The organism is Streptomyces sp. NPDC102270 (genome assembly GCF_044766405.1).
Classification (GTDB): Bacteria; Actinomycetota; Actinomycetes; order Streptomycetales; family Streptomycetaceae; genus Streptomyces.
Genome location: NZ_JBIWLX010000009.1, coordinates 328460 through 351117, shown reverse-complemented (window position 1 = coordinate 351117; position 22658 = coordinate 328460). Strand labels below are relative to the sequence as shown.

The 22658-nt window shown below is 70.8% G+C and carries 17 protein-coding genes and 1 pseudogene; 8 read left to right on the top strand and 10 right to left on the bottom strand.

The features are described 5' to 3' along the window. Window positions 1-47: 47 nt before the first annotated feature. Together ACIRP7_RS21210 and ACIRP7_RS21205 are read right to left on the bottom strand one after the other, a co-directional pair. Window positions 48-1445 (bottom strand): cytochrome, encoded by a 1398-nt coding sequence (locus tag ACIRP7_RS21210; RefSeq protein ID WP_403661551.1) that lies wholly within the window; start codon window positions 1443-1445, stop codon window positions 48-50. 157 nt (window positions 1446-1602) lie between these two features. Beyond that, window positions 1603-2721 carry an arabinogalactan endo-beta-1,4-galactanase gene (locus tag ACIRP7_RS21205; RefSeq protein WP_403661548.1) on the bottom strand — a complete coding sequence of 373 codons (1119 nt, stop codon included), beginning with the start codon at window positions 2719-2721 and terminating at the stop codon, window positions 1603-1605. A gap of 204 nt (window positions 2722-2925) precedes the next feature. Here ACIRP7_RS21205 and ACIRP7_RS21200 point away from each other — a divergent pair, with 204 nt between their 5' ends. After that, complete coding sequence (locus tag ACIRP7_RS21200) at window positions 2926-4908, top strand: prolyl oligopeptidase family serine peptidase (RefSeq protein WP_403661545.1); 1983 nt, start codon at window positions 2926-2928, stop codon at window positions 4906-4908. 25 nt (window positions 4909-4933) lie between these two features. On the opposite strand, the gene ACIRP7_RS21195 is transcribed toward ACIRP7_RS21200, so the two are convergent. Next, window positions 4934-5560 carry a TetR family transcriptional regulator gene (locus ACIRP7_RS21195; protein ID WP_403661543.1) on the bottom strand — a complete coding sequence of 209 codons (627 nt, stop codon included), beginning with the start codon at window positions 5558-5560 and terminating at the stop codon, window positions 4934-4936. Window positions 5561-5671: 111 nt separating this feature from the next. Here ACIRP7_RS21195 and ACIRP7_RS21190 point away from each other — a divergent pair, with 111 nt between their 5' ends. After that, window positions 5672-6358: an SDR family oxidoreductase gene (locus tag ACIRP7_RS21190; protein ID WP_403661540.1), complete on the top strand. Its 687-nt coding sequence runs from the start codon at window positions 5672-5674 to the stop codon at window positions 6356-6358. 3 nt (window positions 6359-6361) lie between these two features. Here ACIRP7_RS21190 and ACIRP7_RS21185 read toward each other — a convergent pair whose 3' ends face one another. From ACIRP7_RS21185 to ACIRP7_RS21170, 4 genes are read right to left on the bottom strand one after another with little or no spacing between them, the layout of a single operon-like run. Beyond that, window positions 6362-9424, bottom strand: a complete 3063-nt coding sequence (locus tag ACIRP7_RS21185) for an alpha-mannosidase (protein WP_403661537.1) — start codon at window positions 9422-9424, stop codon at window positions 6362-6364. 24 nt (window positions 9425-9448) lie between these two features. Beyond that, window positions 9449-10342 carry a carbohydrate ABC transporter permease gene (locus ACIRP7_RS21180; RefSeq protein ID WP_403661535.1) on the bottom strand — a complete coding sequence of 298 codons (894 nt, stop codon included), beginning with the start codon at window positions 10340-10342 and terminating at the stop codon, window positions 9449-9451. Further along, a complete protein-coding gene (locus tag ACIRP7_RS21175; protein ID WP_403661532.1) occupies window positions 10342-11274 on the bottom strand; it encodes a carbohydrate ABC transporter permease in 933 nt (310 codons plus the stop codon). The genes ACIRP7_RS21180 and ACIRP7_RS21175 overlap by 1 nt, the downstream gene beginning before the upstream one ends. Beyond that, window positions 11271-12650, bottom strand: coding sequence for an extracellular solute-binding protein (locus tag ACIRP7_RS21170; RefSeq protein ID WP_403661529.1), 1380 nt, complete (start codon window positions 12648-12650; stop codon window positions 11271-11273). The genes ACIRP7_RS21175 and ACIRP7_RS21170 overlap by 4 nt, the downstream gene beginning before the upstream one ends. 239 nt (window positions 12651-12889) lie before the next feature. On the opposite strand from ACIRP7_RS21170, the gene ACIRP7_RS21165 reads away from it, so the two are divergent. From ACIRP7_RS21165 to ACIRP7_RS21145, 5 genes and pseudogenes are all read left to right on the top strand, one after another. Further along, the gene (locus ACIRP7_RS21165) at window positions 12890-14128 is read left to right on the top strand and encodes an ROK family protein (RefSeq protein WP_403661784.1); all 1239 of its coding nucleotides are present in this window, start codon (window positions 12890-12892) and stop codon (window positions 14126-14128) included. 248 nt (window positions 14129-14376) lie between these two features. After that, a complete protein-coding gene (locus ACIRP7_RS21160; protein ID WP_403661526.1) occupies window positions 14377-16620 on the top strand; it encodes an MMPL family transporter in 2244 nt (747 codons plus the stop codon). A gap of 7 nt (window positions 16621-16627) precedes the next feature. Continuing rightward, window positions 16628-17944, top strand: coding sequence for a sensor histidine kinase (locus ACIRP7_RS21155; protein ID WP_403661523.1), 1317 nt, complete (start codon window positions 16628-16630; stop codon window positions 17942-17944). Beyond that, window positions 17941-18633: a response regulator gene (locus tag ACIRP7_RS21150; RefSeq protein WP_403661520.1), complete on the top strand. Its 693-nt coding sequence runs from the start codon at window positions 17941-17943 to the stop codon at window positions 18631-18633. The genes ACIRP7_RS21155 and ACIRP7_RS21150 overlap by 4 nt, the downstream gene beginning before the upstream one ends. A 79-nt stretch (window positions 18634-18712) precedes the next feature. Continuing rightward, window positions 18713-19694: pseudogene (locus ACIRP7_RS21145) on the top strand (MFS transporter). Here ACIRP7_RS21145 and ACIRP7_RS21140 read toward each other — a convergent pair. Continuing rightward, window positions 19660-20400 carry an SDR family NAD(P)-dependent oxidoreductase gene (locus tag ACIRP7_RS21140; protein ID WP_403661517.1) on the bottom strand — a complete coding sequence of 247 codons (741 nt, stop codon included), beginning with the start codon at window positions 20398-20400 and terminating at the stop codon, window positions 19660-19662. The pseudogene ACIRP7_RS21145 and the gene ACIRP7_RS21140 overlap by 35 nt on opposite strands. A gap of 36 nt (window positions 20401-20436) precedes the next feature. Next, a complete protein-coding gene (locus tag ACIRP7_RS21135) occupies window positions 20437-20787 on the bottom strand; it encodes a winged helix-turn-helix transcriptional regulator (RefSeq protein WP_403661514.1) in 351 nt (116 codons plus the stop codon). 96 nt (window positions 20788-20883) lie between these two features. Between ACIRP7_RS21135 and ACIRP7_RS21130 the strand changes: the two genes are divergently transcribed. Then, a complete protein-coding gene (locus ACIRP7_RS21130) occupies window positions 20884-21765 on the top strand; it encodes an NAD(P)-dependent oxidoreductase (protein WP_403661511.1) in 882 nt (293 codons plus the stop codon). A gap of 77 nt (window positions 21766-21842) precedes the next feature. Here ACIRP7_RS21130 and ACIRP7_RS21125 read toward each other — a convergent pair whose 3' ends face one another. Then, a complete protein-coding gene (locus ACIRP7_RS21125; RefSeq protein WP_403661508.1) occupies window positions 21843-22649 on the bottom strand; it encodes an SAM-dependent methyltransferase in 807 nt (268 codons plus the stop codon). Between the last annotated feature and the right edge of the window lie 9 nt (window positions 22650-22658).

Here is a 22658-nt window from a genome sequence, read left to right as displayed (position 1 = left end):
CACGAACTCCTCCGAGTCCGTGGCCCGCTGCCCTGTTCCGGGGGGCGTCAGCGCCCGCGCACCAGGCCGGCCAGGTAGCGCCACAGCGAGGAACGCGGCCGTACGGCGGACTCGTCGGCCAGGGCGGGGCCGGCCGTGGCGGGCAGGGGCGGGAGAGGGGGCACCGGCACGGCCGGCGTGCCCGAGAGCGTGTACCGCACCGGGAGCGACCGCAGACCGCGCATGAACGGCGAGGAACGCCAGGGCAGTTGATCGACCGGCAGTGACAACTCCAGCCCCGACAGCCGCTCGAAGAGCCTGCTCACGCCGATCGCCGCCGCGCCCCCGGCCAGTTCCCGGGCCGGGCACTGCCGCGGGCCGGCACCCCAGGACAGATGGGCCCGGGTGCTGATGGTCGACTCGGGGCAGACCTTCCCCGCGAAGGCCGGATCCGCGTGCGCGGCGCCGACCGACACCCACACCGGATCGCCCGCCGCGATGGTGTACTCGCCGAGCCGCATGTCCTTCAAGGGGAACCGCGGTACGAAGTTGATCAGCGGCGGCTTCTGCATCACCACCCGGTTCATGGTCTCCCTGATGAGCCCCGCCGACAGGCTGGCGCTCGCGGGGAGGTTGCCGGTGATGACCTCGACGACCGTGTTGGAGATCAGGATGCCGACATGGTCCGAGGTCATGCCGAGCAGCATCATCAGCTCGCGGGACAACTCCTCGACGCCGAGGCCGGGATGGGAGGCGAGCAGATAGGAGGGGAAGTCGTCGCCGGGCTCCTTCATCTTCCACGCGCCGAGCTCCGACAGGGTGGCCAGCAGCCGTTCCAGCGCGGGCCCCGCGTCCGGCCCCGCGTCCAGGACCCGCCACATGTCCATCAGCGCGTCGTCGTGCTGAGAGCCCGGAAAGCCGAGCAGATGACTGGCGACCATGAGCGGCAGCGGCCGCGAGAACTGCGCGGACAGATCCGCCCATCCGGTGCGCCCGCCCTGCGTGAACAGGGAGATCAGCTCGTCGGCGTCACGGGTGATCTTCGCCTTGAGCCGCTTGGCGACCGGGTGCCGGGGGTCCTGGAAGGGCCGTAGCGCCGTGTCCCAGGCCACCTTCAGCCCGCGGTAGCCCTCACCGCCCTGGATCAGCACGTGGTTGACGTCCAGCGACGGCGCGAGCGGCCAGTCCGCGGGCAGCCGTCCCTCCCTGCGGGCCCGCCAGTTCTCGAGCCCCTTCGGCCAGGCGTGGTCGTCTCGGAGGACCTCGTACGCCTCCTCGTAGCCCAGCACGAGCCAGACGGGCACCCCCAGCAGGTCGACCGGCGCGACCGGGCCGTGCGCCCGGCGCAGCCGCTCGTACACGATCGCCGGGTCCCGTTCGTAGTCGCGGGTCATGAGCGGTTCGAGGCTCATCGACTCCAGCGACTCGTGACCGGCTGCCGATCCGCTGTTCAGTTGAACCCCCATGGCTTCCTTCCCTCGCTCAGGCGCTACGCCAGAGTAATGTGACCCCCTGCGCTGCCTCCATGGCGGGGGGTGATTATCGCCCCCGCGCTGCGGGAGGCCGCGGGAACGGCGAACGGCACCGCCCGAGGACGGTGCCGTTCCTGTGTGAAGTGGTCCCCTACGGGGTCCACTTGATGTTCGGGTTCACATTGCCGGTCCAGTTGAAGACGGCCATGTTGTCCCAGCCGTTGCCGCTGTTGCCGATGTCGGCCGGGTCCCAGCCGTTGCCGCTCACCGCGTACCAGGTGGGCTCCCAGTAGAAGACCCCGATCGCGCCGTTGCTGCGGGCCGTGTTCTGCACGGCGGTGAAGTTGTCCGCCTGGCCCTGCCAGCTGAGCGGGTAGCCCGAGCAGCCCGTCGTGATGGAGTTGGCGGTGCTGTCCGCGTTGGCCGAGGTGAACGGGTAGGCCGTCTCGGCGATGATGACGTCCTTGCCGTAGCGGGACTTCATGTCGGCCACGACACTGCCCATGTTGGCGATCGTGCCGTGCCACGGGCAGTAGTAGGACAGCCCGGTGATGTCCCAGTTGACGCCCTTGGCCTTGATGCCGTCGTAGAACCAGCGGGCGTTGGCGTCACTGTCGGCGTCGGCGGTGTGGATGATCACCTGGGTGCCGCTGTTGCACGCCTTGGTCGCGTTGTAGCCCGACTTGAGCAGCAGGCTGAGGTTGGTGAAGTCGTTGTTGACGACCTTGCCCTCGTTCCACAGCATGCCGACGTTGATCTCGTTGCCGATCTGCACGCTGTCCGGGGTGGTGCCCTGCGACTTGAGGCTGTTGCAGACGTCGTACGTGTAGTTGTAGACGTCGGTCTGCAGCTGGCTGATGGTGTGGCCGGCCCACGCCGCGGGCTTGTTCTGGTTGCCCGGGTCCGCCCAGGTGTCCGAGTAGTGGAAGTCGACCAGCAGCTTCAGCCCCTTGGCCTTCACCTGCTTCGCGTACGACAGCACCTTGGCCTTGTTGTTGTAGCCGCTGGCGGGGTTGTTCCAGACCCGCAGGCGGACGTAGTTGACGCCGAGGCCCTTGAGGATGTCCAGCGGGTCCTTGGCGGTGCCGCTCGCGTCGTAGTACTTGGCACCGAGGTCGAGTGCGCGCTGGGCGGTCGACACATCGGCACCGCGCATGGTGAGCGTCCCGGCGGCAGAGGCGCTGGGCGTGGTGAGCAGGGATGCGGGCAGGGCGAGGGCCGCCAGGAGCATGGCGACCCTCACGAGGCGGCGTGGACCTTTGACGGTCATCCCGACCTCCTTGTCTGACATGACCATGTGGATTAGTTCTGGGAACGCTCACAGTACGAGGCGTGATGGGGGCTGTAAATACGTATGTCGGCAGTATTTCGGCGAGGTTAGAGAGGTTTCCATGAGGAAGATCAAGTGTGTACGTACACAGCTTCACTAGAACTCGGGTGCGCTGCCTCGGAGGCAATGGGCAGGATGCCGCCCATGGCCAACGCTCCGAGCACCTTCCACCAGCGCCTCGTCGAACAGCCCCGCCCGACCGGCCTGGCCCTCGCTCCCGACGGCACTCGCCTGGTGGCGTCGGTCCAGAGCCTCGACGAGGAGGGCTCGCGGTACGTGTCGGAGCTGTGGGAGGTGGATCCGGCGGGCCGGCGCGACCCCCGGCTCGTGACCGGGTCCTGTCAGGGCGACCGTGCCCCCGCCTTCACCGTCGACGGCACTCTGCTGTTCCTCTCCGAGCGTGGCCCGCAGGAGCCGCCGGGAGCGGCGCTGTGGGCGCTGACCGCGAACGGTGAGGCCGAGCGGATCGCCCACCATCCGGGCGGAACAACCGCGTTCACCGCCGCCTCTCGTTCGGCCACGATCGCGTGGACGGCCGCTCTCCTGCCGGGCGCCGTGGACGCCGACACCCACGCCGCCCTGCTCCACGAGCGCGACCGGCAAGGCGTCACCGCGGTCCTGTACGAGGCGACCCCCACCCGCGCCGACGGCGCGGACCTCGGCCCCGCCGAGCCGCACGCCTTCGTCCTTCGCGGCGATGCCCCGCCGATCGACGCGGGCGGCCAAGGACTCGCGGGCGCCGGCGACATGGCCCTGTCCCCGGACGGTTCGGTGGTCGCCTACACCCGGGCGCCGACGAGCGCCGCCCCGGACACGAACGTCGTCGTGATCGCCGACGCGTCGACCGGCGCGAAGCGCCGCACCTTCTCCCGCCCGGGCCACCAGTACTACGGCCCGGTCTTCACGGCCGACGGCACCCGCCTGCTCTGCGAACGCCAAAAGGAGGAGACGTACGACACCGAGTGGCAGGTCACCCTCGTCGCCCTCGACCCCGTCTCCGGCGAGGAGACGGACCTCCTGCCGGACTTCGACAACTGGCCCTGGCCGGGACGGGTGATCCCCTCACCGGTTCCCGGGGACACCACGCTGTGGTTCACCGGCGACGAGCGGGGCCACTGCCCGGTCTTCCGCCGCGACCCGGACGGCACCGTCACCCGACTCACCGCCTCCGGTGCCTACACCTCCCTCTGCGTGACGCCCGACGGAGCCGCCCTGTACGCCCTGCGCAGCGCGCTCGACAGCCCGCCCCGGGCGGTCCGACTGGACGCGGGCAAGCCCGACCAGCACCCCGTCTTCCTCAAGACGCTGGGAGACCTCGGCCCTCTCCCCGGCACGCTGACCGAGGTCCACGCGACCGGCGACGACGGCTTCGCACTCCGCGCCTGGCTGGTCCTGCCCGAGGGCGCGGGGCCCGACGACCCCTCACCCCTCCTTGTCAACGTGCACGGCGGACCCCAGGGGTCCTGGAGCGACTGGCCCGGGCAGTGGAACCCGTGGCCCTTCGCGGCCCGCGGTTACGCCGTACTCCTGCCCGACCCGGCCCTGTCCTCCGGATACGGGCAACGGATGCAGGAACGCGGCCGTGGCCAGTACGGCGGCCGGCCCTACCACGACGTCATCGCCCTCACCGACGCCGCACTGGCCCGCCCCGACCTCGACGCGAGCCGGACGGCCCTCGCCGGCTGGTCCTTCGGCGGCTACCTCGCGGGCCGCGCCGCGACCCGCACCGACCGCTTCAGAGCGCTCGTCTCCCACGCCGGGTTGTGGAACCTGGAGGCCTTCCAGAGCGAGACCGACATGCACACGTACTTCCGCGAGATCTTCGGCGACCCGCGCACCCGGCGGGAACGGTACGAGGCGGACTCGCCCCACTTCAACGCGGCGAAGCTGACGACGCCGATGCTGATCGTGCACGGCGGCAACGACTACCGGGTTCCGGTGAGCCAGTCGATGGCCCTCCACCACGACCTCCAACGCCAAGGTGTACCCGCCAAGTTCCTGTACTTTCCCGACGAGGGCCACGGCATCGAGGCCCCGAACCACCTGCGCCTCGTGTACGAGACGGCCCTGAACTTCCTCGACCACCACGTACTCGGCGCGGAGTGGAAGCAGCCCGGGCTCCTGTGACCTCGCCGAGCACGCGACCGGCGCTTCAGTCGAGGAGGATGTGGCGCAGCATCCGCGTGAGGTAGGCGGTGAGCTGTTCCGGCGGCATCGAGGCGAGCGGGTCGGTGCGCGCGATGTACCGGCTGAAGGCGACGCCGATCATCTGCGCCCCCACGAGTGCCACACGGGCGTCCAGGTCGTCGTCCGGAGCCGCCGTCCCGTCGGGGCGGAGCACGGACCGGTAGACGGCGGCACTGCGCTCCTGCATCGCGGACAGCAGGTCGGCGGCCGCGCGTTCGTCGGATGCGGCGCCCCGTACGAGGGCGACGAGCGGGTCGCCGACGGCGTCGGTCTCCATCCGCCGTACGAAGGCTTCGGCGATCCGGTCGGGCAGTGTCGCCGGGTCCCCGGCCGTCACCTGCTCCAGGTCGCGATGGCCGGGCACCGCTGCCAGGAAGAGCCGTTCCTTCGAGGCGAAGTGGCGGGTGATCAGGCCGTGGGTGACACCGGCCCGTCCCGCGATGTCCCGCAGGGTGGTGCGGGCGTAGCCGCGCTCGGCGAAGGCGTGGCGGGCCGCGTCCAGGATGGCGGCCCGGTGCCCCTCGGGGTCCCGCCGACGTCTGCGCGGCGGACTCCCCGGCCCTTCCCGGCCCTTCTCGGCACCCTCATCCATGTGATCACTCTACTTCCGGCCCGCAGCGTCGTTTCTGATCCCGCTATGATTAGTATCCAAGTGGATATTAAGAGTTGGGCGCGCCCGACCGACATCTGAGGGACGGTCCGTATGACCAGCACACTCGTCGTAGGCGGCAGCGGTGGACTGGGCGAAGTGATCGCCCGGCATTTCGCCGACCGCGGGGACGACGTCATCGTCACCAGCAGGGACAAGGCACGGGCGGAGGCCACCGCCGCCCGGATCGGCAAGGGAGCCCGGGGCTTGGCCCTCGACCTCGGCCGACCGGAGACGATCGGTGCCGAGTTGGCCGAAGTGACGGCGGTCGACCATGTCGTCATCACCGCGGTCGGCCAGGCGGCGAACTCTTTGGCGCAGTTCAACGTCACCGATGCCGTGGCGGCCGTGACCATGAAGCTCGTCGGCTACGCAGAGACCGTCCGCGTGCTGCGCGACCGCTTCAACCCCGGCGCCTCCGTCGTCCTCTTCGGCGGGCTCGCCAAGGAACGTCCTTACCCCGGCTCGACCATCGTCAGTACCTTCAACGCCGGGATCACCGGCCTGGTGCGGACCCTCGCGGTGGAGATCGCCCCGCACCGCGTCAACGCCCTGCACCCGGGCCTGATCGGCGACAGCCCGAAGTGGCGGGACGTTACCGACCCGCCGCACTCGGCGCAGACGCCGATCGGACGACTGGTGACGATGGCCGAGATCGCCGACGCCACCGAGTTCCTGCTCCGCAACACCGGCGTCAACGCCCACGACCTGCACATGGACGGCGGCCTCCTCGCCACCTGACCCTCAGCCGTCCGACGCGGGCCGCAACCGCAGCGTGAGGATCTGGAACGGCCGCAGCGTCAACCGGACACCGTCCTCCAGCGGTTGGTGGCTCGAGGGGTCGTCCAAGGGGCGCTCCAGGAGGTCGGTCACCAGGGACGAGGCCAGCGGGAAGCCGGTGGTGAGGGTGGCCGCGGCCCGCGCACCGCGGGACTCGTAGAGCCGTACGACGACGTCCCCGCTGCGGTCGTCGGCGAGCTTGACCGCCTCCACGACCACGCCCTCGTGGTCCACCGACACCAGCGGGGCGACCGTCGCACTGCCCGGCACCACCCGCTCGGGCAGGTTGAAGCGGTACCCCTCGCGCCGCGCGTCGCTGACATCGGCGCCGATCACCAGGGCGTAACCGAGCCGGTGGGTGCCCTGGTCCTGGTCCGGGTCGGGGAAGCGGGCGGCGCGCAGCAGGGAGAGGCGCACCGTGGTGGTCGTACCGCCGTCGGGGCGCACGTCACGGGTGACGTCGTGGCCGTAGGAGGAGTCGTTGACCAGGGCGGCTCCCCAGTCGGGCTCGCCGACGTGCACGAAACGGTGGGCGCACGTCTCGAACTTGGCCGCGTCCCAGCTGGTGTTGGTGTGGGTGGGCCGCTCGACGTGACCGAAAGGGATCTCGGCCGTCGAGTGCGCGGCCCGCACGTCCAGGGGGAAGGCCGCCTTGAGGAACTTCTCCCGCTCGTGCCAGTCGACGACCGTGTCGATCACCGGACCGCGTGACCCGGCCGGCAGCATCAGGGTCTGCTCGATCCTGGACGCCCCGAAGACCCGGACCACCCGGACTCCGTCGGCGGTCGCCGTGACGGACTCGGCGTCGGTGAGGTCGCGCACGGTGTTGCGGTAGAAGGCGTCGACGTCCCAGGCGTCCCACTGGTTGGGGAAGTCCTGGTGCAACTGGAGCAGGTTGCCGACCGCGCCGGGAGCCAGCGCCTCCCGGCCGGCGGTGTGGTCGTAGGCGGAGGTGATCAGACCGCGGGCGTCCAGAACGACCCGGACCAGACCGTTGTCGAGGACGAACCCGTCCCCGTCCGGCACCGGCGTCGCCGGCGCGTCGACGGGCCCCGAGCGCGGGCCCGCGCCGAACGCCGCGAGGCCGCCCCGGGCGTGCGGCGCGGAGTTGAAGACGACCGTGCCTCCAGGATCCCCGGCCAGCGACCCCTGGGCCGCACCGATCAGCTCCTCCAATTCACGGGCCACGGCCGCGTACGTCTCCTCCGCCTCCCGGTGCACCCAGGCGATCGACGTCCCGGGCAGGATGTCGTGGAACTGGTGCAGCAGCACCGTCTTCCACAGCCGGTCCAGCGCCTCGTACGGATACGGCGACCCGTGCCGTACGGCCGCGGTCGCCGCCCACAACTCCGCCTCGCGCAGCAGGTGTTCGCCGCGCCGGTTGCCCTGCTTGGTGGCGAGCTGGCTGGTCAGGGTGCCCCGGTGGAACTCCAGGTAGAGCTCCCCGGACCACACCGGCGCGCCGCCGTTCGCCTCGTACTCGTCGTGCGCGCGACGGAAGAAGTCCGCGGGCCCCTCCAGCTCGATACGCGCCGAGCCCTCCAGGTCCCGGAGCCGGTCGGCCCGCGCCAGCATCTCGCGGGTCGGACCGCCGCCGCCGTCACCGTAACCGAACGGGATCAGCGAGTGGTTTGCACCCGCCTTGTCCTGGAAATTCCTTACGCTGTGGGCGACTTCGGCACCGGAAAGCTCGCCGTTGTAGCTGTCGACGGGCGGGAAGTGGCTGAAGATCCGGGTGCCGTCGATGCCCTCCCACCAGAAGGTGTGGTGCGGGAACTTGTTGGTGGTGTTCCAGGAGATCTTCTGGGTCAGGAACCACTTCACCCCGGCCAGCTTCATCAGCTGTGGCAGGGCCGCGTTGTAGCCGAAGGTGTCCGGCAGCCACATCTCCTCGGTCTCGACGCCGAACTCCTCCAGGAAGAACCGCTTCCCGTGGACGAACTGGCGCACCAGGGCCTCGCCGCCGCTGATGTTGGTGTCCGGCTCCACCCACAGGCTGCCGGCCGGCAGGAACTGCCCGGTCTTCGCCTTCTCCTGGGCCCGCGCGTACACCTCGGGCCGGTGCTCCTTCAGCCAGGCGAGCTGCTGCGCCTGGGACATGACGAACCTGAACTGCGGGTGATCGTCCATGAGGTGGGTGACGTTGGAGACCGTCCGGGCCACCTTGCGCACGGTCTCGCGCAGCGGCCACAGCCACGCGGTGTCGATGTGCGCGTGTCCGACCGCCGAGACGCGGTGCGCGCTCGCGTGCGCGGGTGACGCCAGTACGGGGGCGAGAGCGGCCCGGGCCGCGGCCGCGCTGCCGCTGACGTCCTGCAGATCGATGGCGTCCAGGGCGCGCTCGACCGCCCGCAGGATCTGCCAGCGGCGCGGGGAGTCGGGGGACAGCTCCGGCATCAGCTGCCCCAACACCTCAAGATCCTGGACGAGTTCGTGGACCTGCCGGTCGAACACGGCGAGGTCCAGACGCCGTAGCCGGTAGAGGGGTTCACCGGGGTCGGCGGACGGGTCGCCCAGCCACGGCGCCCGGCCGCCCACCGAGGTGGGTCCGAAGGTGAGCTCGCCGGGGGCGCTGTGCATGACGACCGGATTGGCGGCGGCCTCGACGTAGGCGACGAACTCCTCGCCGCCCACGGCCCGTTCGGCCACCGGATGCCAGATGTTGCGCGGGTTGAGCGCCTTCACCGCGGTGCCGTCAGGGCGGTAGACCAGCCCCTCGGCGGAGAAGCCCGCGGAGTGGGTGGCGAACCCGAGGTCCAGCACGGCCTCGACCGTCTCACCGGCCCAGTCCGCCGGAATCGTGCCGCTGACCTTGAACCAGCTCGTCGACCAGGCCGGCCCCCACCACTCGCCGACCCGGGTCGGCCGGAACGGGGCCGCGAGGCCCTCGCCCACCGGCACCGGCTCACCGGCGACGCTCCACACCTGCACCTCCAGGGGGACGGACCGGGCATGGACGGCGGGCCGAATCCGCTCGTCGAGCACTCGGGCGAGCCGCTGTTCGGTGAGGTCACGGTCGTTGTGCATCACTTCTCCGTACAGGTGGGGGAGTCAGCCCTTGAGCGCGCCGCCGAGCGCGAAGCCGCCGCCGACCTTGCGAGCCAGCAGCAGGTAGAGCATCACGACGGGCAGGGAGTAGAGGAGGGAGAACGCCGACAACTGCCCGTACTGGGTCTGGTCGTGGGCTGAAAGGAAGGTGAACACGCTGACGGACGCGGGGAGTTTCTCCGGGGACAGCAGCAGGATGAACGGGACGAAGAAGTTCCCCCACATGCCGATGAACGTGAAGATGGTGACCACGACGACACCCGGCCGCATCAGCGGCAGCACCACCCGCCACAGCACCTGCATGGTGTTCGCGCCGTCGATGCGGGCGGCCTCCTCCAGGACGATCGGGACGCCGTCCATGAAATTCTTCATCAGCCAGATCCCGAACGGCAGCGCGGACGCGGCCAGGAACAGGGTCGTACCCGGCATCGAGTCGATCAGGTCGACCTGCACGAACATGCTGTACACCGGGATCATCACAGCGGTGATGGGCAGCCCGGTGGAGAACAGGATCGTGTAGAGGAACGGCCGCCGCGCCCGGGACCGGTAGCGGGAGAGCGGGTAGGCGCACAGGACCGACGCCACCACGGTCACCGCCGTGCCGAAGCCGCACAGCAGCAGGCTGTTGAGCATCGGACGGTAGGTCGTGTCGACATTGAGGACCGCGTCGAAGTTGTCCAGCGTCAACGCCGAAGGCCACTTCAGCCGGAAGGAGTTGGTGTCGCTCACCGAGGCGAGCACCATCCACAGCAGCGGCAGGACGTACAGCACCGATACGGCGAGCAGGACGAGGTTGACCGCGAGGCGACCGGGCCGCACGAGGCGCCCGCGTGGGTGGCTCGGTGCGACGGGCACCTTGTTCACGGTCCTGGTGGGCGGGGTGGCGACGGCGGCCATCAGTCGTCCTCCAGTTTCAGCAGCCGGATGTACACGACGGAGAACAGGGCGCCGACCACCAGCAGGACCAGGGCGATGGCGGTGCCGTAGCCGATCAGGCTGTTCTGGAAGGCCTGTTGGTACATGAAGATCGGCAGGGTCTCGCTCTTGTTGCCGGGTCCGCCGCGGGTCATGGTGTAGATCAGCCCGAAGACGGAGAGCGTCTGAAGCGTGATCAGCATCAGGTTCGTCAGGATCGACGGTCTGATGACCGGCAGGACGACCCGCCACAGCCGCTGCCAGGGGCCCGCGCCGTCCATCTCGGCGGCCTCCACCAACTCCTGCGGTACGTCGTTGATGGCGGCGGTGAAGACCATCAGCGAGAAGGCGGTGCCGCGCCACACGTTGGCCAGGCACACCGCGAGGATCGGCATCGTGTAGAGCCAGTTCTGGTCCGGCAGATGCACGGCGTCCAGAAGCGAGTTGAGCGAGCCCTCGTCGTAGAAGAAGGCGTACATCAGATAGCCGGCGACCACCTCGGGCAGCACCCAGGCGGCGATCACCACGCCGTTCACCAGGGCCCGTACCGGCTGGGTGGCCTTCTGCATCAGGACGGCCAGCGCGAGCCCGAGCGTGTTCTGCCCGATGACCGCGGAGCCGACCACGAACAGCAGGGTCAGCCACATCGCGTTGAGGAAGTCCGCGTCCTTGAACGCCCGGGTGAAGTTGTCGACGCCGACGAAGTCGGTACCGGCGGCCCCGGTGAGCTGCATGTCGGTGAACGCGTAGTAGACGCAGTACGCGATCGGACCGGCCAGGAACACCGCCAGCAGGACCACGGCCGGGACCGTCGGCAGGCCGCGCAGCAGCGAGCGGACGGCGGGGGCGGCCGCCCCGCGGGACCGGCGGGGGTGACCGCCGGTCCCGTGAGGCGCCGGAGCGAGGGTGGTCACGAAGTACCCTCCGCGGCCTTGTCGTCGCCCACCGCCGCCTTGACATCGTTATCGAAGGTCGACGCGGCCTTGTCGACGGAGTTTTGACCGGTCGTCACGGACTCCATCGCCTTCTGGATCGCGGTCGAGACCTGGTTGTACTCGGGCAGTCCGGGCCGGTAGTGGGTGTCGGCCACCAGCTCGGTGAAGAACTTGTTGGTCGGCACCGAGTTCAGGTACGCCGGGTCCGACGCGACGTCGGTGCGCACCGCGATGTTCGCGTTCGTCACGTTCCACTGCGCGGCGTTGGTCTTCGTCTGGAGCGTGGTGGACAGGAACTTCCAGGCCAGGTCCGGGTTCTTGGCCTTCGCCGGGATCGACCAGGCCCAGCCGCCCGACATGCTCGTACGGCCCGGCGCCTGGCCGTTCTGCGTGGGCATCGCCGCGGTGCCCATCACCGACTGCCACTTCGTCCACGGCTTGGCCGCCGCCGAACTCCAGTTGTTGGGCATCCAGGAGCCGTCGATGTCGATCGCCAGCTTGCCCTCGGGGATGAGCTCGGTGCCCACGGTGGTACCGAAGTTGGCGCCCAGCGCCTGCTGCTTGGACGGGCCGAGGTCCTGGCTGTAGAGGGTGTGGACGAAATCGAGCGCGTCCTTGAAGCCCTGGCTGCCCACCACCCACTTCTTCTGCGAGGCGTCGTAGAGCGACTTGTCGCCGGCCGGGGTGCCGTACAGCAGCATCTCGAAGCCCTGCATGGAGGAGGCCTCACCGCCCGCCTGGCCGGTGTAGAGGTTCAGCGGGGTCACGCCGGGCAGCTTCGCCTTGATCTTCCTGGCGGCGGCGAGCACGTCGGCCCAGGTCTTCGGCTGCCAGGGCACCGGGATCCCGGCCTTCTGGAGGAGCTGCTTGTTGTACCAGATCCCGCGGGTGTCGGTGTCGTCCGGCACGGCGTAGGTCTTGCCGTCGGAGGCTCCGGTCACCGCCGCCTTGGCGGCCTTGGCGTACTGCGACCAGTCGGACCACTTCGCGGTGTAGGAGTCCAGGGGCTTGAGATAGCCGCCCGCGATGTCGGAGTTGATGAGCGCGGTGTCCTCGTAGACGAGGTCGGGCGCGGTCGCGGGGGAGCGCATCATGAGCTGGAGCTTGGTGTAGTAGTCGTTCTCGGAGGCGACCACCGGCACGAGGGTGACCTTGGTGCCCGGGTTGGCCTTGGTGAACTGCTTCACCATCGAGGCGAGGAAGGTGGCCTGGATCTTGTTGGTGCTGTCCAGGTTCTGCCAGTAGACGACCTTGATGGACTTGGCCGAGCTGCCTGACGAGCCCGAACCGCAGCCGGTGACGGCCAAGGTGGTGGCGGCGGTGAAAGCCGCGGCAGTGACGATTCTTGAGCGCACAGTGGGTTCCTCCGGAACGCGAAACCTGAGGGAAAGCCGCGAGTTCTCAGCCTGGAGGCCAGCTCGGACGACGCTCCAGCCTCTGCGCCACCCTGCGCTGATCGGCCTCGATGGCCGGATTTTGATGGGCGCCAGCTAAATCCATTTGATGGATGAAGTCAATGCTTCCAGTATGTAAACTTTCGCCCTGGGAGCGCCGGGGCGGCGCAGGCGAGGGATCAGGTGACCGACAGGTGACGATGCTCAGCGGGACGAACCTGCCGCGGGTCGGCGGCTACAACCAGGCCGTCGTCCTGGACGCCATCCGCACCACGGGTCAGGTGAGCCGGGTCGAGCTGGCCGCCCTCACAGGGCTGACCAACCAGACCGTCTCCAACGTCGTCCGCAAGCTCCTCGACGCGGGTCTCGTGGCGGAGTCCGGCCAGGCCCCCTCCAGCGGCGGCAAGCGCCGCACCCTGCTGACCCTCCGGGCCGACGGGGCCTGCGCGGTCGGCGTCCACCTCGACCCCGACGCCGCGGTCATCGTGGTGGTCGACCTGGCCGGCGAGGTGATCGGCAGCCGGCGACTGCGGCTCACCGACCCGGGCGACCCGGCCGACGTCGTGGACCGCATAGCCCGCACCACCGGGCGCCTCCTCGACCGCAGCGCCGTGGACCGCACGCGCCTGCTCGGTCTGGGCATCGCCGCGCCCGGCCCCCTCGACGGCATCACCGGCGCCGTGGTCTCCCCGCCGAACTTCCCCGGCTGGGGGCGCGTCCCCCTCGCGGACATGTTCGCCGACGCCACCGGTCTGCCCGTCGCCCTCGACAACGACGCCACCGCCGCCGCCATCGGAGAGCGCTGGATCGGCGGCGCCGAGCGGGCCGGCAGCTTCCTCTTCCTCTACCTCGGCACCGGCGTCGGTGCCGGAATCGTCCTCAACAACACGGTCCTGCACGGTGATTCGGGCAACGCCGGCGAGTTCGGCCACATGGCCGTGGAGCCCGGCGACCGCGTCTGCCACTGCGGCGCCATGGACTGCCTCGGCCCCTACGTCAGCCCGGCCGCGATCATCGACGACCTGCTGCGCCGGTACGGCTCTGCCGCCGCCGAGCGCATCGGCCTCACCGGTACGCCCGACTCCGTGCACCACGACTGGAAGGCCCTGCGCCGAGCCGCCCGCGCGGGTGACGCCGACGCCTGCGAGGTCGTACGGCGAGCCGCGCGCCGTATCGGCGAGGCCGCGCGCGGCGCCGCCAGCCTCCTCGACGTCAGCCGGGTCGTCCTCGGCGGCGAGGCGCTGCGCGGCATCGAACCGATCATCCGCGAGGAGGTCGAGGCCGCCGTCAACCGCACATCCGTCGCCCGTACGATCCGGACGGTCGCCGTCGAGCAGAGCGTGATCGGCGAGACGGTGGGCGCGGTGGGCGCGGCGTCGCTGGTGCTGCACGGGAACTACGCGCCGGGGTGGCGGATGCTGACGGATGGGCCGGACTGAAGTGGGCGCGGTGCGTGTCGACTTGGCGGTGTGCCGACGTTCCGCGCCCGAAGTCCGGGTCAGTGGCGCGGTGGGCGCCGGCGGCGGGTCTGGTGCGTAGGCACCAGGACAGGTGACTGGCTGGTCCGGGTGCACCAGGGCAGGACGGCTGCGGAGGACGATGTCCGGCGGGGCGCCGGAAGGAAGGGTTGGAGGTGCGCGAATTCCGCGCATTCCCCCTGCCTAGCGGCGTCTGGAGTGATCGACAGGTGGCTACTTTTCTCTACCGGATCGGACGGTGGGCCTTCCGGCGGCGCCGGCTCGTGGGCGGTCTGTGGCTGAGTGTCCTGGTGCTGGCCGTCGCCGCCGCCGCCCTGGCCCCGGCCGGCGAGGACGAGGACCTCGCCATGCCCGGCACCGAGTCGCAGAAGGCGTTCGACCTGCTGGACGAGCGCTTCCCGCAGAGCAATTCCCAAGGGGCCGAGGCCCGCCTGGTGTTCCGGGCTCCGGACGGACAGCGGGTGACGGCCAGGCAGAACAAGGCGGCCGTCGAGGACGCGCTCGGCTCGCTGGACCAGGGCGAGCAGGTCGCCTCGACCACCGACCCCTACACGACCGGCGCCGTCAGCGAGGACGGCACCATCGCCTACTCGACGATCACCTACACCGCGGACGCCGTCGATCTGACCGCGTCGGCGAAGAGCGCCCTCGAGGACGCCGCGAGCCGGGCCCGGGACGCGGGGCTGACCGCGGAGATCGGCGGCTCGGCCCTGGACGCGGAAGAGGAGCTGGGCGGGACGACGGAGATGATCGGCGTGGCGGTGGCCGCGGTGGTGCTGGTCCTCGCCCTCGGATCGCTGGTGGCGGCCGGACTGTCGCTGCTGACCGCCTTCGTGGGCGTGGCCATCGCCTTCGGCCTGGTCTCCGCGCTGGCCGTTCCGCTGGGCCTGACGTCCACCGTCGCCATCCTGGCGTTGATGCTGGGCCTTGCGGTCGGCATCGACTACGCGCTGTTCATCACCTCCCGTTTCCGCGACGAGCGTGCCCGGGGCAGCGGGCCGGAGGAGGCCGCCGGCCGGGCGGTGGGCACGGCCGGATCAGCCGTGGTCTTCGCCGGGGCGACCGTCGTCATCGCCCTGGTCGGCCTCGGGGTCGTCGGAATCCCCGAGCTCACCAGGATGGGCATGGGCGGCGCGGGTGCCGTGGCCCTCGCCGTGCTCGTCGCGCTGACCCTGGTCCCCGCGCTGTTCGGCTTCTTCGGCCGGCGGGTCCTGTCCCGCGCCGTCCGCAAGGCCAGCCCTCCGGCAGACGAGCGTTCGCACCCGGTGCTCGGCGCGGCCGGCCGGCCCGGGCTCGGCACCCGCTGGGCGCGGTTCGTGCTGCGCCGGCCGGTGGCCGTGCTGATGATCGCCGGACTCGGTCTCGGCGCCGTCGCCCTTCCCGCGCTGAGCCTCGAACTCGGGCTGCCCGGAGACGAGTCCAAGTCGGTGCAGACCACCCAGCGGCGCGCCTACGACCTGCTGTCGGAGGGTTTCGGCCCAGGCTTCAACGGCCCGCTGACCGTGGTCGTGGACATGTCCAGGTCGGCGGACAGCAGGGCCACCACGGATCTGGTCGCCAAGACCGTACGGGCGGTGGACGGGGTCGCGTCGGTCGGCGATCCGGTGCTCAACCGGACCAAGGACACGGCCGTTCTCACCGCCGTCCCGCGGACCGCGCCGAACAGCGGCGCGACCAAGGACCTGGTGCACGCGATCCGGGACGCGGTCCCGGGCGTCGAGGCCGACACGGGCGCCGGCATCCTGGTGACCGGAACCACCGCGCTGAACATCGACATCTCCGAGGCCATGTCCGACGCCCTCGTCCCCTATCTGAGCGTGGTCATCGGCCTGGCGGTGCTCCTGCTGATGGTGGTCTTCCGTTCGGTCCTGGTCCCGGTCAAGGCGGCGCTCGGCTTCCTGCTGTCGGTGGGTGCCGCCTTCGGCGTCCTCGTCGCCGTCTTCCAGTGGGGCTGGGCGGCGGACCTGATCGGCATCGAACAGACCGGACCGGTCATGTCCCTGATGCCGATCCTCATCATCGGCATCGTGTTCGGCCTCGCCATGGACTACGAGGTCTTCCTCCTCACGCGCATGCGGGAGGCCTACGCCCATGGCGCGTCCCCCGGCGAGGCGATCGTCAACGGGTTCCGGCACAGCGGACGGGTGGTGGCCGCGGCGGCCATCATCATGATCAGCGTGTTCGCCGGATTCATCGGGATGAACAGCCCCACCATCCAGACGATGGGCGTCGGTCTGGCCGCCGCCGTGGCCTTCGACGCCTTCGTGGTCCGGATGGCGATCGCGCCCGCGGTCCTGGCACTGCTCGGCCACCGGGCCTGGTGGCTGCCCCGTATTCTGAACCGCGTGTTGCCGAACGTGGACATCGAGGGCGAGGCACTGAGCAGGCAGGTCCCGGCCGCCGCGGGCGAGCCGGACGCGGCGGTGCGGCGACTGCCCGTCGGGCGGGACTGAGCCGGCCATGACGAACACGGGTGGCGGTGGCCCGCGATCACGCGGCACGTGGTGGCGGGAGGCAGCGATCACGGCGACGGCGTTCGCGCTCTGTCTGCTCGGCGGCGTCGTGCAGGACGACGGCAGCACACTGTCACCGCCCTCTGCCGCCGCCTACGTCATCGCCGTGGTGTCCTGTGCCGTGCTTCCGGTGCGGCACCGGGCGCCCCTGGCCGCCATGGCGGTCACCACCGCGAGCGGCGTACTGGCGCCCTTTCTCGGTCTTCTGCTGAGCCCTCTCATCGCGGCCCCGGCCGTGATCGCCGCCTACTCCTACTCGCTCACCGCGCGCACCGAACGGCGCGCGGCGAGCGCGGTGGCGCTCATCTCCGTCGCGCTGCTCGTCGCCTCCACCCCCTTGTTCGGGGCCCTCTCGTGGAAGGACGCGAGCAGGGTGGGCGCGGTGGCGGCGTTCCCGCTGGTGGCCGGCGTACTGGGGCACTCGGTGCACAACCGGCGGGCCTACCTGGCGGCCATGGAGGAACGGGCCCTGCGGGCCGAGCAGAGCCGGGACAGCGAGGCCCGCCGCCGAGTGGCCGAGGAGCGGGTGCGCATCGCCCGCGAACTGCACGACCTGGTGGCCCATCAGATCACCCTGGCCAACGCGCAGGCCACGGTCGCCGCCCACCTCTTCGACACGCGCCCGGAGCAGACCCGCAGGAGTCTCAAGGAGCTTGTCGAGACCACCAGCGACGCGCTCGACGACCTGCGGGCCACAGTCGGTCTGCTGCGTCAGTCCGGGGACGCGGCCGCGCCTCCCGAACCGGCGCCCGGCCTGTCCCGGCTGCCCACGCTCCTGGAGTCCTTCCGCCGCGCGGGCCTGGAGGTGTCGGTGCGCCACGAGGGCACGGCCAGGCCACTGCCGCCGGGAGTGGACCTCACCGCCTACCGCATCGTCCAGGAGGCCCTGACCAACGTGACCAAGCACGCCGGCACCGGAACCGCCCGGTTGGGCCTCGCCTGGCACCGCGATCGCGTGACCGTCACCGTCGCCGACGACGGAGGGGGCGGCCATGCGGCACCGACGGCCTCCGCCGGACCGAGCGCGTCCGCGGCGGGGGACCGGCCGCCCGGCTACGGTCTGATCGGGATGCGTGAACGTGCCACCGCGATCGGGGGACACCTCTCGGCGGGCCGGCGACCGGAGGGCGGCTTCCTCGTCCACGCCCAGCTGCCCCTCCCGCCCGCCAAGGACACGGCGCGCGGAACTGACGGGGCGACAGCCGTCGAGGAGCGGACGGCCGACGCGGCGACCGGTGACGGAGCGATGGGGGACGCGCCGTGACTCTCCGAGTTCTGCTCGCCGACGACCAGGCGCTGCTGCGCGGTGCCTTCCGGATGCTTCTCGACTCCGCCGACGACATCACCGTCGTCGGTGAGGCGGCCGACGGCCGGGAGGCAGTGAGACTCACCCGGGAGCTGCGCCCGGACGTTGTCGTCATGGACATCCGTATGCCCGAGGTCGACGGCCTCACCGCCACGTCCCAGATCTGCGCGGACCCCGAACTGCGCGCCAGCCGCATCCTGATCCTCACCACGTACGAGACCGACGAGTACGTCGCCCAGGCGTTGCGCGCCGGGGCCGGCGGCTTCATCGGCAAGGGCATCGGGGCCGAGGACCTGCTGGACGCCGTGCGGACCATCGCCGACGGCGACACCCTTCTGTCCCCCGCCGCGACCCGTTCCCTGGTCGCCCGATTCCTGGCCACACCGGACGATGTCCCCTCGCACCGGCCCGAACAGCTCGCCGTGCTCACCCCGCGCGAGCGCGAGATGGTGGCCCTGGTCGCGACCGGCCTGTCCAACCAGGAGATCGCCGAGCGGATGTTCCTCAGCCCCTTCACGGTCCGCGCCCACGTACAGCGCGCCATGACGAAACTCGACGCCCGCGACCGGGCCCAACTCGTCGTCATCGCCTACCGGACGGGCCTGGTGCAGGCCACCCCCGACGGCGGCGCCGACCGCAGGTCGTAGTACCCCACTCGCTCACCGCCCGCCCACGAGAGCGCGGCGCGCTCATCAAGCATGCCCACACGCATGCCCGCAACCAAGGATGACGAGGATTCCTGTGTCCGAAGTGGTCGAAAAAGTGGTGCCCCCGGTCCGCATCGGCAGGCCGGCGATCGCTGCGCTGGGCCTCCTGGCCCTCGCGCTCGGCAGCCTGCAGTCAGTGGTGGAACCCGCACTGCCGCTTCTGCAACGCGAGTTGGGGGTCAGCCCCGGCGAAGGAGCACTGGTCGGCAACGCGTTACTCGTCACGGGCGCGGTCGCCGCACCCGTGGCAGGCAAACTCGGCGACCGCTACGGCGGCAAGCGGGTACTGGCCTGGCTGATGGCCGTCGTCTCGGCCGGTGGTCTGCTGGCCGGCCTGGCCACCATGCCGAACACCCTCGAGCTCTCCCACGAACTCGTGCTGTGGAACACCCCGGGGAAAGCCGCGGCCCTCTACGCCGTCGGCGACAACGACGAACTGCACGCCTTCCTGAACTTCCACCGGCCACAACCGCCGTTCGACGCCCTCCGCAACCCCGCCGCCCAGCGGGACCTGTTCGCCACGGTCTTCGCGGGTGCGGGATGGGAGGTCCCCCGGCATCGTCGATGTCATGCGCGACGCGGACGACCTGTTCTTCGACACGGCCGGCCAGATCCGCATGCCCCACTGGCCCAGCGGCCGTGTCGCACTCGTCGGCGACGCCGCGTACGCGCCCTCGTTCCTGACCGGGCAGGGCTCGAGCCTCGCGCTGGTCGGTGCCTACATGCTCGCCGACGCCCTGGCGAGGCACCACGACCACACTGCGGCCTTCGCCGCCTACGAACGCGGCGTCCGCGGGTTCGTGGCCGTGAACCAGGCACTGGTCGACAACGGTGCGGCCAGGCTCTTCCCCACCACGGCGCGGGCCCTGGACCAATGCAACACGATGCTGCGCAGCCTCGTGACCATGCCCACCGCGATCGCACGACCGGCCCACTCGGCCCTGACGCTGCCCGAGTTCGCCGCGCTCAGGTCAGGTTCAGGCCGCCGTCGAGCACGATGACCTCCCCGGTCAGATAGCCGCTGGCGATCACCGACGCCACCAGGTCGGCCACGTCGGCGGGTCGGGCCGGGCGGTGCATCGGCGCACGGTCCCGCCACAGCTCGTGCGCCTGTGCCCAGTCCTTCGTCATCGGCGTGTCCACGAGGCCCGGCGCCACCGCGTTCACCCGTACGTCGGGCCCGAGCGCGGCGGCGAGCAGCCGGGTCACGTGGTTGAGCGCGGCCTTGCTCGCCGCGTACGGCACCGAGGAACCCTTGGGCCGTACGCCGGCGTGGCTGGTGATGTTGACGATGCTGCCGCCCCCGGGGGACCGCCGTAGCGCCGGAAGGGCCGCGGTGCACAGCACCCAGGGCGCGATGAGGTTGACCTCCAGCAGGTGCCGCCAGTCCGCGGGGGTGGCCGCGGCGAGGTCGGCGTGCGGGATCGGCCAACTGATGCCCGCGTTGTTCACCAGCACGTCCAGCCGCCCGAAGTGGCCCAGCGCCTTCTCGACCAGCCCGCGGGCCTCCTCCTCGACGCCGAGATCCGCCTGGACGTAGGCCCCGCCGAGCTCCGCCGCCAGCGCCTGCCCGGCCTCCGTGCTGCGCCGCGAGTGCACGACGACCCGTGTCCCGTCCGCGGCGAGCCGCCGTACGACGGCCTCGCCGATCCCCGACGTGGACCCGGTGACCAGGGCGACGGGCCGGTCTCCCGCTTCGATGCTCATGACAGTGGATCTTGCCAGCTTCACCGCTACCTGTGCCTACTCCGCTCCCTGCACGCCCGTCCTCCCGCGTCCCCAGGCGGCAAGCGGCTGGAGCGCGTCGTTGAGTTGCTCACCGTCCACGGTCAGTGAGTACTCGACGCGGGGCGGCACCTCGTCGTAGGAGACGCGGCGCACCACACCGTCCGTCTCCAGCTCCCGCAGGTGGGACGCGAGCACCTTCTCGGTGATGCCCGGAAGCAGCCGGCGCAGTTCGCCGAAGCGGCGGCAGGGATGTTCGTGCAGCGCCCAGAGGATCAGCACCTTCCACTTGCCGCCGATCACCTCCATGGCGGCGTCGATCCCGCAGATGTGTCCGTCCGGCGCGCCCGGCCGGTTCAGCGTCGTCATGCCCCACTCCTTCGACGTGTTCGCTCACCCCGGGGTAACCACCCACTCCGAAGTGCGTACTTGATCGCCCACCGGCCTGTGCCCAGCCTGAACGGCATGACATACAACACCGTTGAGAAGACCCCCGTGACCCTGCTGGGCCTCGGCGCGATGGGTACCGCGCTGGCCCGTGCCTGGCTGGCGGCCGGCCATCCGCTCACTGTCTGGAACCGAACCGCGCCCCGTGCCAGGCCACTTGCCGCCGAGGGCGCGAAGGTCGCCGACAGCGCGGCCGACGCGGTCGCCGCAAGCGCCCTGGTCGTCGTCTGTCTGCTGGACGACGCCTCGGTCCAGGAGGCGCTGGCCGGTGCCGACCTGGCCGGCCGGGACCTGGTCAACCTGACCACCAGCACCCCTGCCCAAGCCCGCGAACGCGCCGACTGGGCCCGCGAGCGCGGTGCCCGCTACCTGGACGGCGGGATCATGGCCGTCCCGCCGATGATCGGTGTCCCGGAGTCCGGCGGTTATGTGTTCTACAGCGGCTCGCCGGAGCTGTTCGACCGGCACCGGGACACCCTGGCGGTCCCGGCCGGCACCGTCTACGTCGGCCGGGACGCGGGCTTCGCGGCGCTGCACGACGTGGCCCTGCTCAGCGCCATGTACGGGATGTTCGCCGGAGCGGCCCACGCCTTCGCCCTGATCCGCAAGGAGGACATCGACCCCGCGTCGCTCGCCCCGCTGCTCGCCGACTGGCTCGTCGCGATGGCCCCGGCCGTGCACCGGACCGCCGACCAGCTGCGCAGTGGGGACTACACCCGAGGTGTCGTCTCCACCCTCGCCATGCAGGCGGCCGGCACGCCGGCGTTCCTGAGCACCGCCGAACAGCAGGGCGTCAGCCCCGAACTGCTCAGTCCCTACTTCGCGTTGATGCGCCGTCGGCTGGCCGAGGGCGGCGGGGAGGAGGACCTGACGGGCGTGATCGACCTGCTGGTGCGCTGACGGCCGCTCACGGCCCGGGACACCCGGGCTGTCCGGCCGTGCGGGTGCGACCCGGCTCCCGCACGGCCGACCCCGCGTCACGGCTTGATGCCCACCCCGGTCCACAGGCTGACCTCGGCGTCCGAGGCGGTGGGCTCCTTGTCCGGGCGCCAGCGGTGACCGACCGTGACTCCCGGGTCGAGCAGGTCGAGGCCCTCGAAGAAGCGCGCCACGTCGTCGCGTGAGCGGAACTGCACCGGCGTGCCCGCGCCCGTGTAGATGTCCGTGACCTTCTGCCATGTGTCCGGATCGAAGTCGGGCGTGCAGTGGCTCAGGGCCAGCGCGCTGCCCGAGGGAAGCTCGGCCAGCAGCCGGCTCACGATGCCGTACGGGTCCTGCGCGTCGGTGAGGAAGTGCATGAGGGCGTTGAGGGACAGCGCCACCGGCCGGTTCGTGTCCAGCGCCTCGGCCAGCTCGGGCGCGTTCAGGAGCGCGTCCGGGTTGTTGACGTCGGCCTCGATGTACGTCGTGCGGCCCTCGGGCGTGTTGCGCATCAGGCGCTCGGCGTACTTGAGGACCAGGGGGTCGTTGTCGGCGTAGACCACCCGGGCGTCGGGCACCACCGACTGGGCGACCTGGTGGAGGTTCGGCTCGGTGGGGATGCCGGTGCCGATGTCCAGCCACTGACGGATGCCGTGCTCCTTCGCGAGCACGCGGGTGGCGCGGTGCATGAACGCGCGGTTCTCCCGGGCGCACGTGAAGATGCCGGGGTAGACCGACGCGACGGTCTCGGCCGCCTGCTTGTCGATGTCGAAGTGGTCCTTGCCGCCGAGGTAGTAGTCGTACATCCGCGCGGAGTGCGGCCGGCTGGTGTCGATCTCCCGCGCGGCGTGGGAGTTGCTCATCCTGTCCCT

Excerpts from the sequence above, each read along its gene's own strand:
- ACIRP7_RS21210 (WP_403661551.1), bottom strand. The coding sequence starts at position 1,445 with ATGGGGGTTCAACTGAACAGCGGATCGGCAGCCGGTCACGAGTCGCTG.
- ACIRP7_RS21205 (WP_403661548.1), bottom strand. The coding sequence starts at position 2,721 with ATGACCGTCAAAGGTCCACGCCGCCTCGTGAGGGTCGCCATGCTCCTG.
- ACIRP7_RS21200 (WP_403661545.1), top strand. The coding sequence starts at position 2,926 with ATGGCCAACGCTCCGAGCACCTTCCACCAGCGCCTCGTCGAACAGCCC.
- ACIRP7_RS21195 (WP_403661543.1), bottom strand. The coding sequence starts at position 5,560 with ATGGATGAGGGTGCCGAGAAGGGCCGGGAAGGGCCGGGGAGTCCGCCG.
- ACIRP7_RS21190 (WP_403661540.1), top strand. The coding sequence starts at position 5,672 with ATGACCAGCACACTCGTCGTAGGCGGCAGCGGTGGACTGGGCGAAGTG.
- ACIRP7_RS21185 (WP_403661537.1), bottom strand. The coding sequence starts at position 9,424 with ATGCACAACGACCGTGACCTCACCGAACAGCGGCTCGCCCGAGTGCTC.
- ACIRP7_RS21180 (WP_403661535.1), bottom strand. The coding sequence starts at position 10,342 with ATGGCCGCCGTCGCCACCCCGCCCACCAGGACCGTGAACAAGGTGCCC.
- ACIRP7_RS21165 (WP_403661784.1), top strand. The coding sequence starts at position 12,890 with ATGCTCAGCGGGACGAACCTGCCGCGGGTCGGCGGCTACAACCAGGCC.
- ACIRP7_RS21155 (WP_403661523.1), top strand. The coding sequence starts at position 16,628 with ATGACGAACACGGGTGGCGGTGGCCCGCGATCACGCGGCACGTGGTGG.
- ACIRP7_RS21140 (WP_403661517.1), bottom strand. The coding sequence starts at position 20,400 with ATGAGCATCGAAGCGGGAGACCGGCCCGTCGCCCTGGTCACCGGGTCC.
- ACIRP7_RS21135 (WP_403661514.1), bottom strand. The coding sequence starts at position 20,787 with ATGACGACGCTGAACCGGCCGGGCGCGCCGGACGGACACATCTGCGGG.
- ACIRP7_RS21130 (WP_403661511.1), top strand. The coding sequence starts at position 20,884 with ATGACATACAACACCGTTGAGAAGACCCCCGTGACCCTGCTGGGCCTC.
- ACIRP7_RS21125 (WP_403661508.1), bottom strand. The coding sequence starts at position 22,649 with ATGAGCAACTCCCACGCCGCGCGGGAGATCGACACCAGCCGGCCGCAC.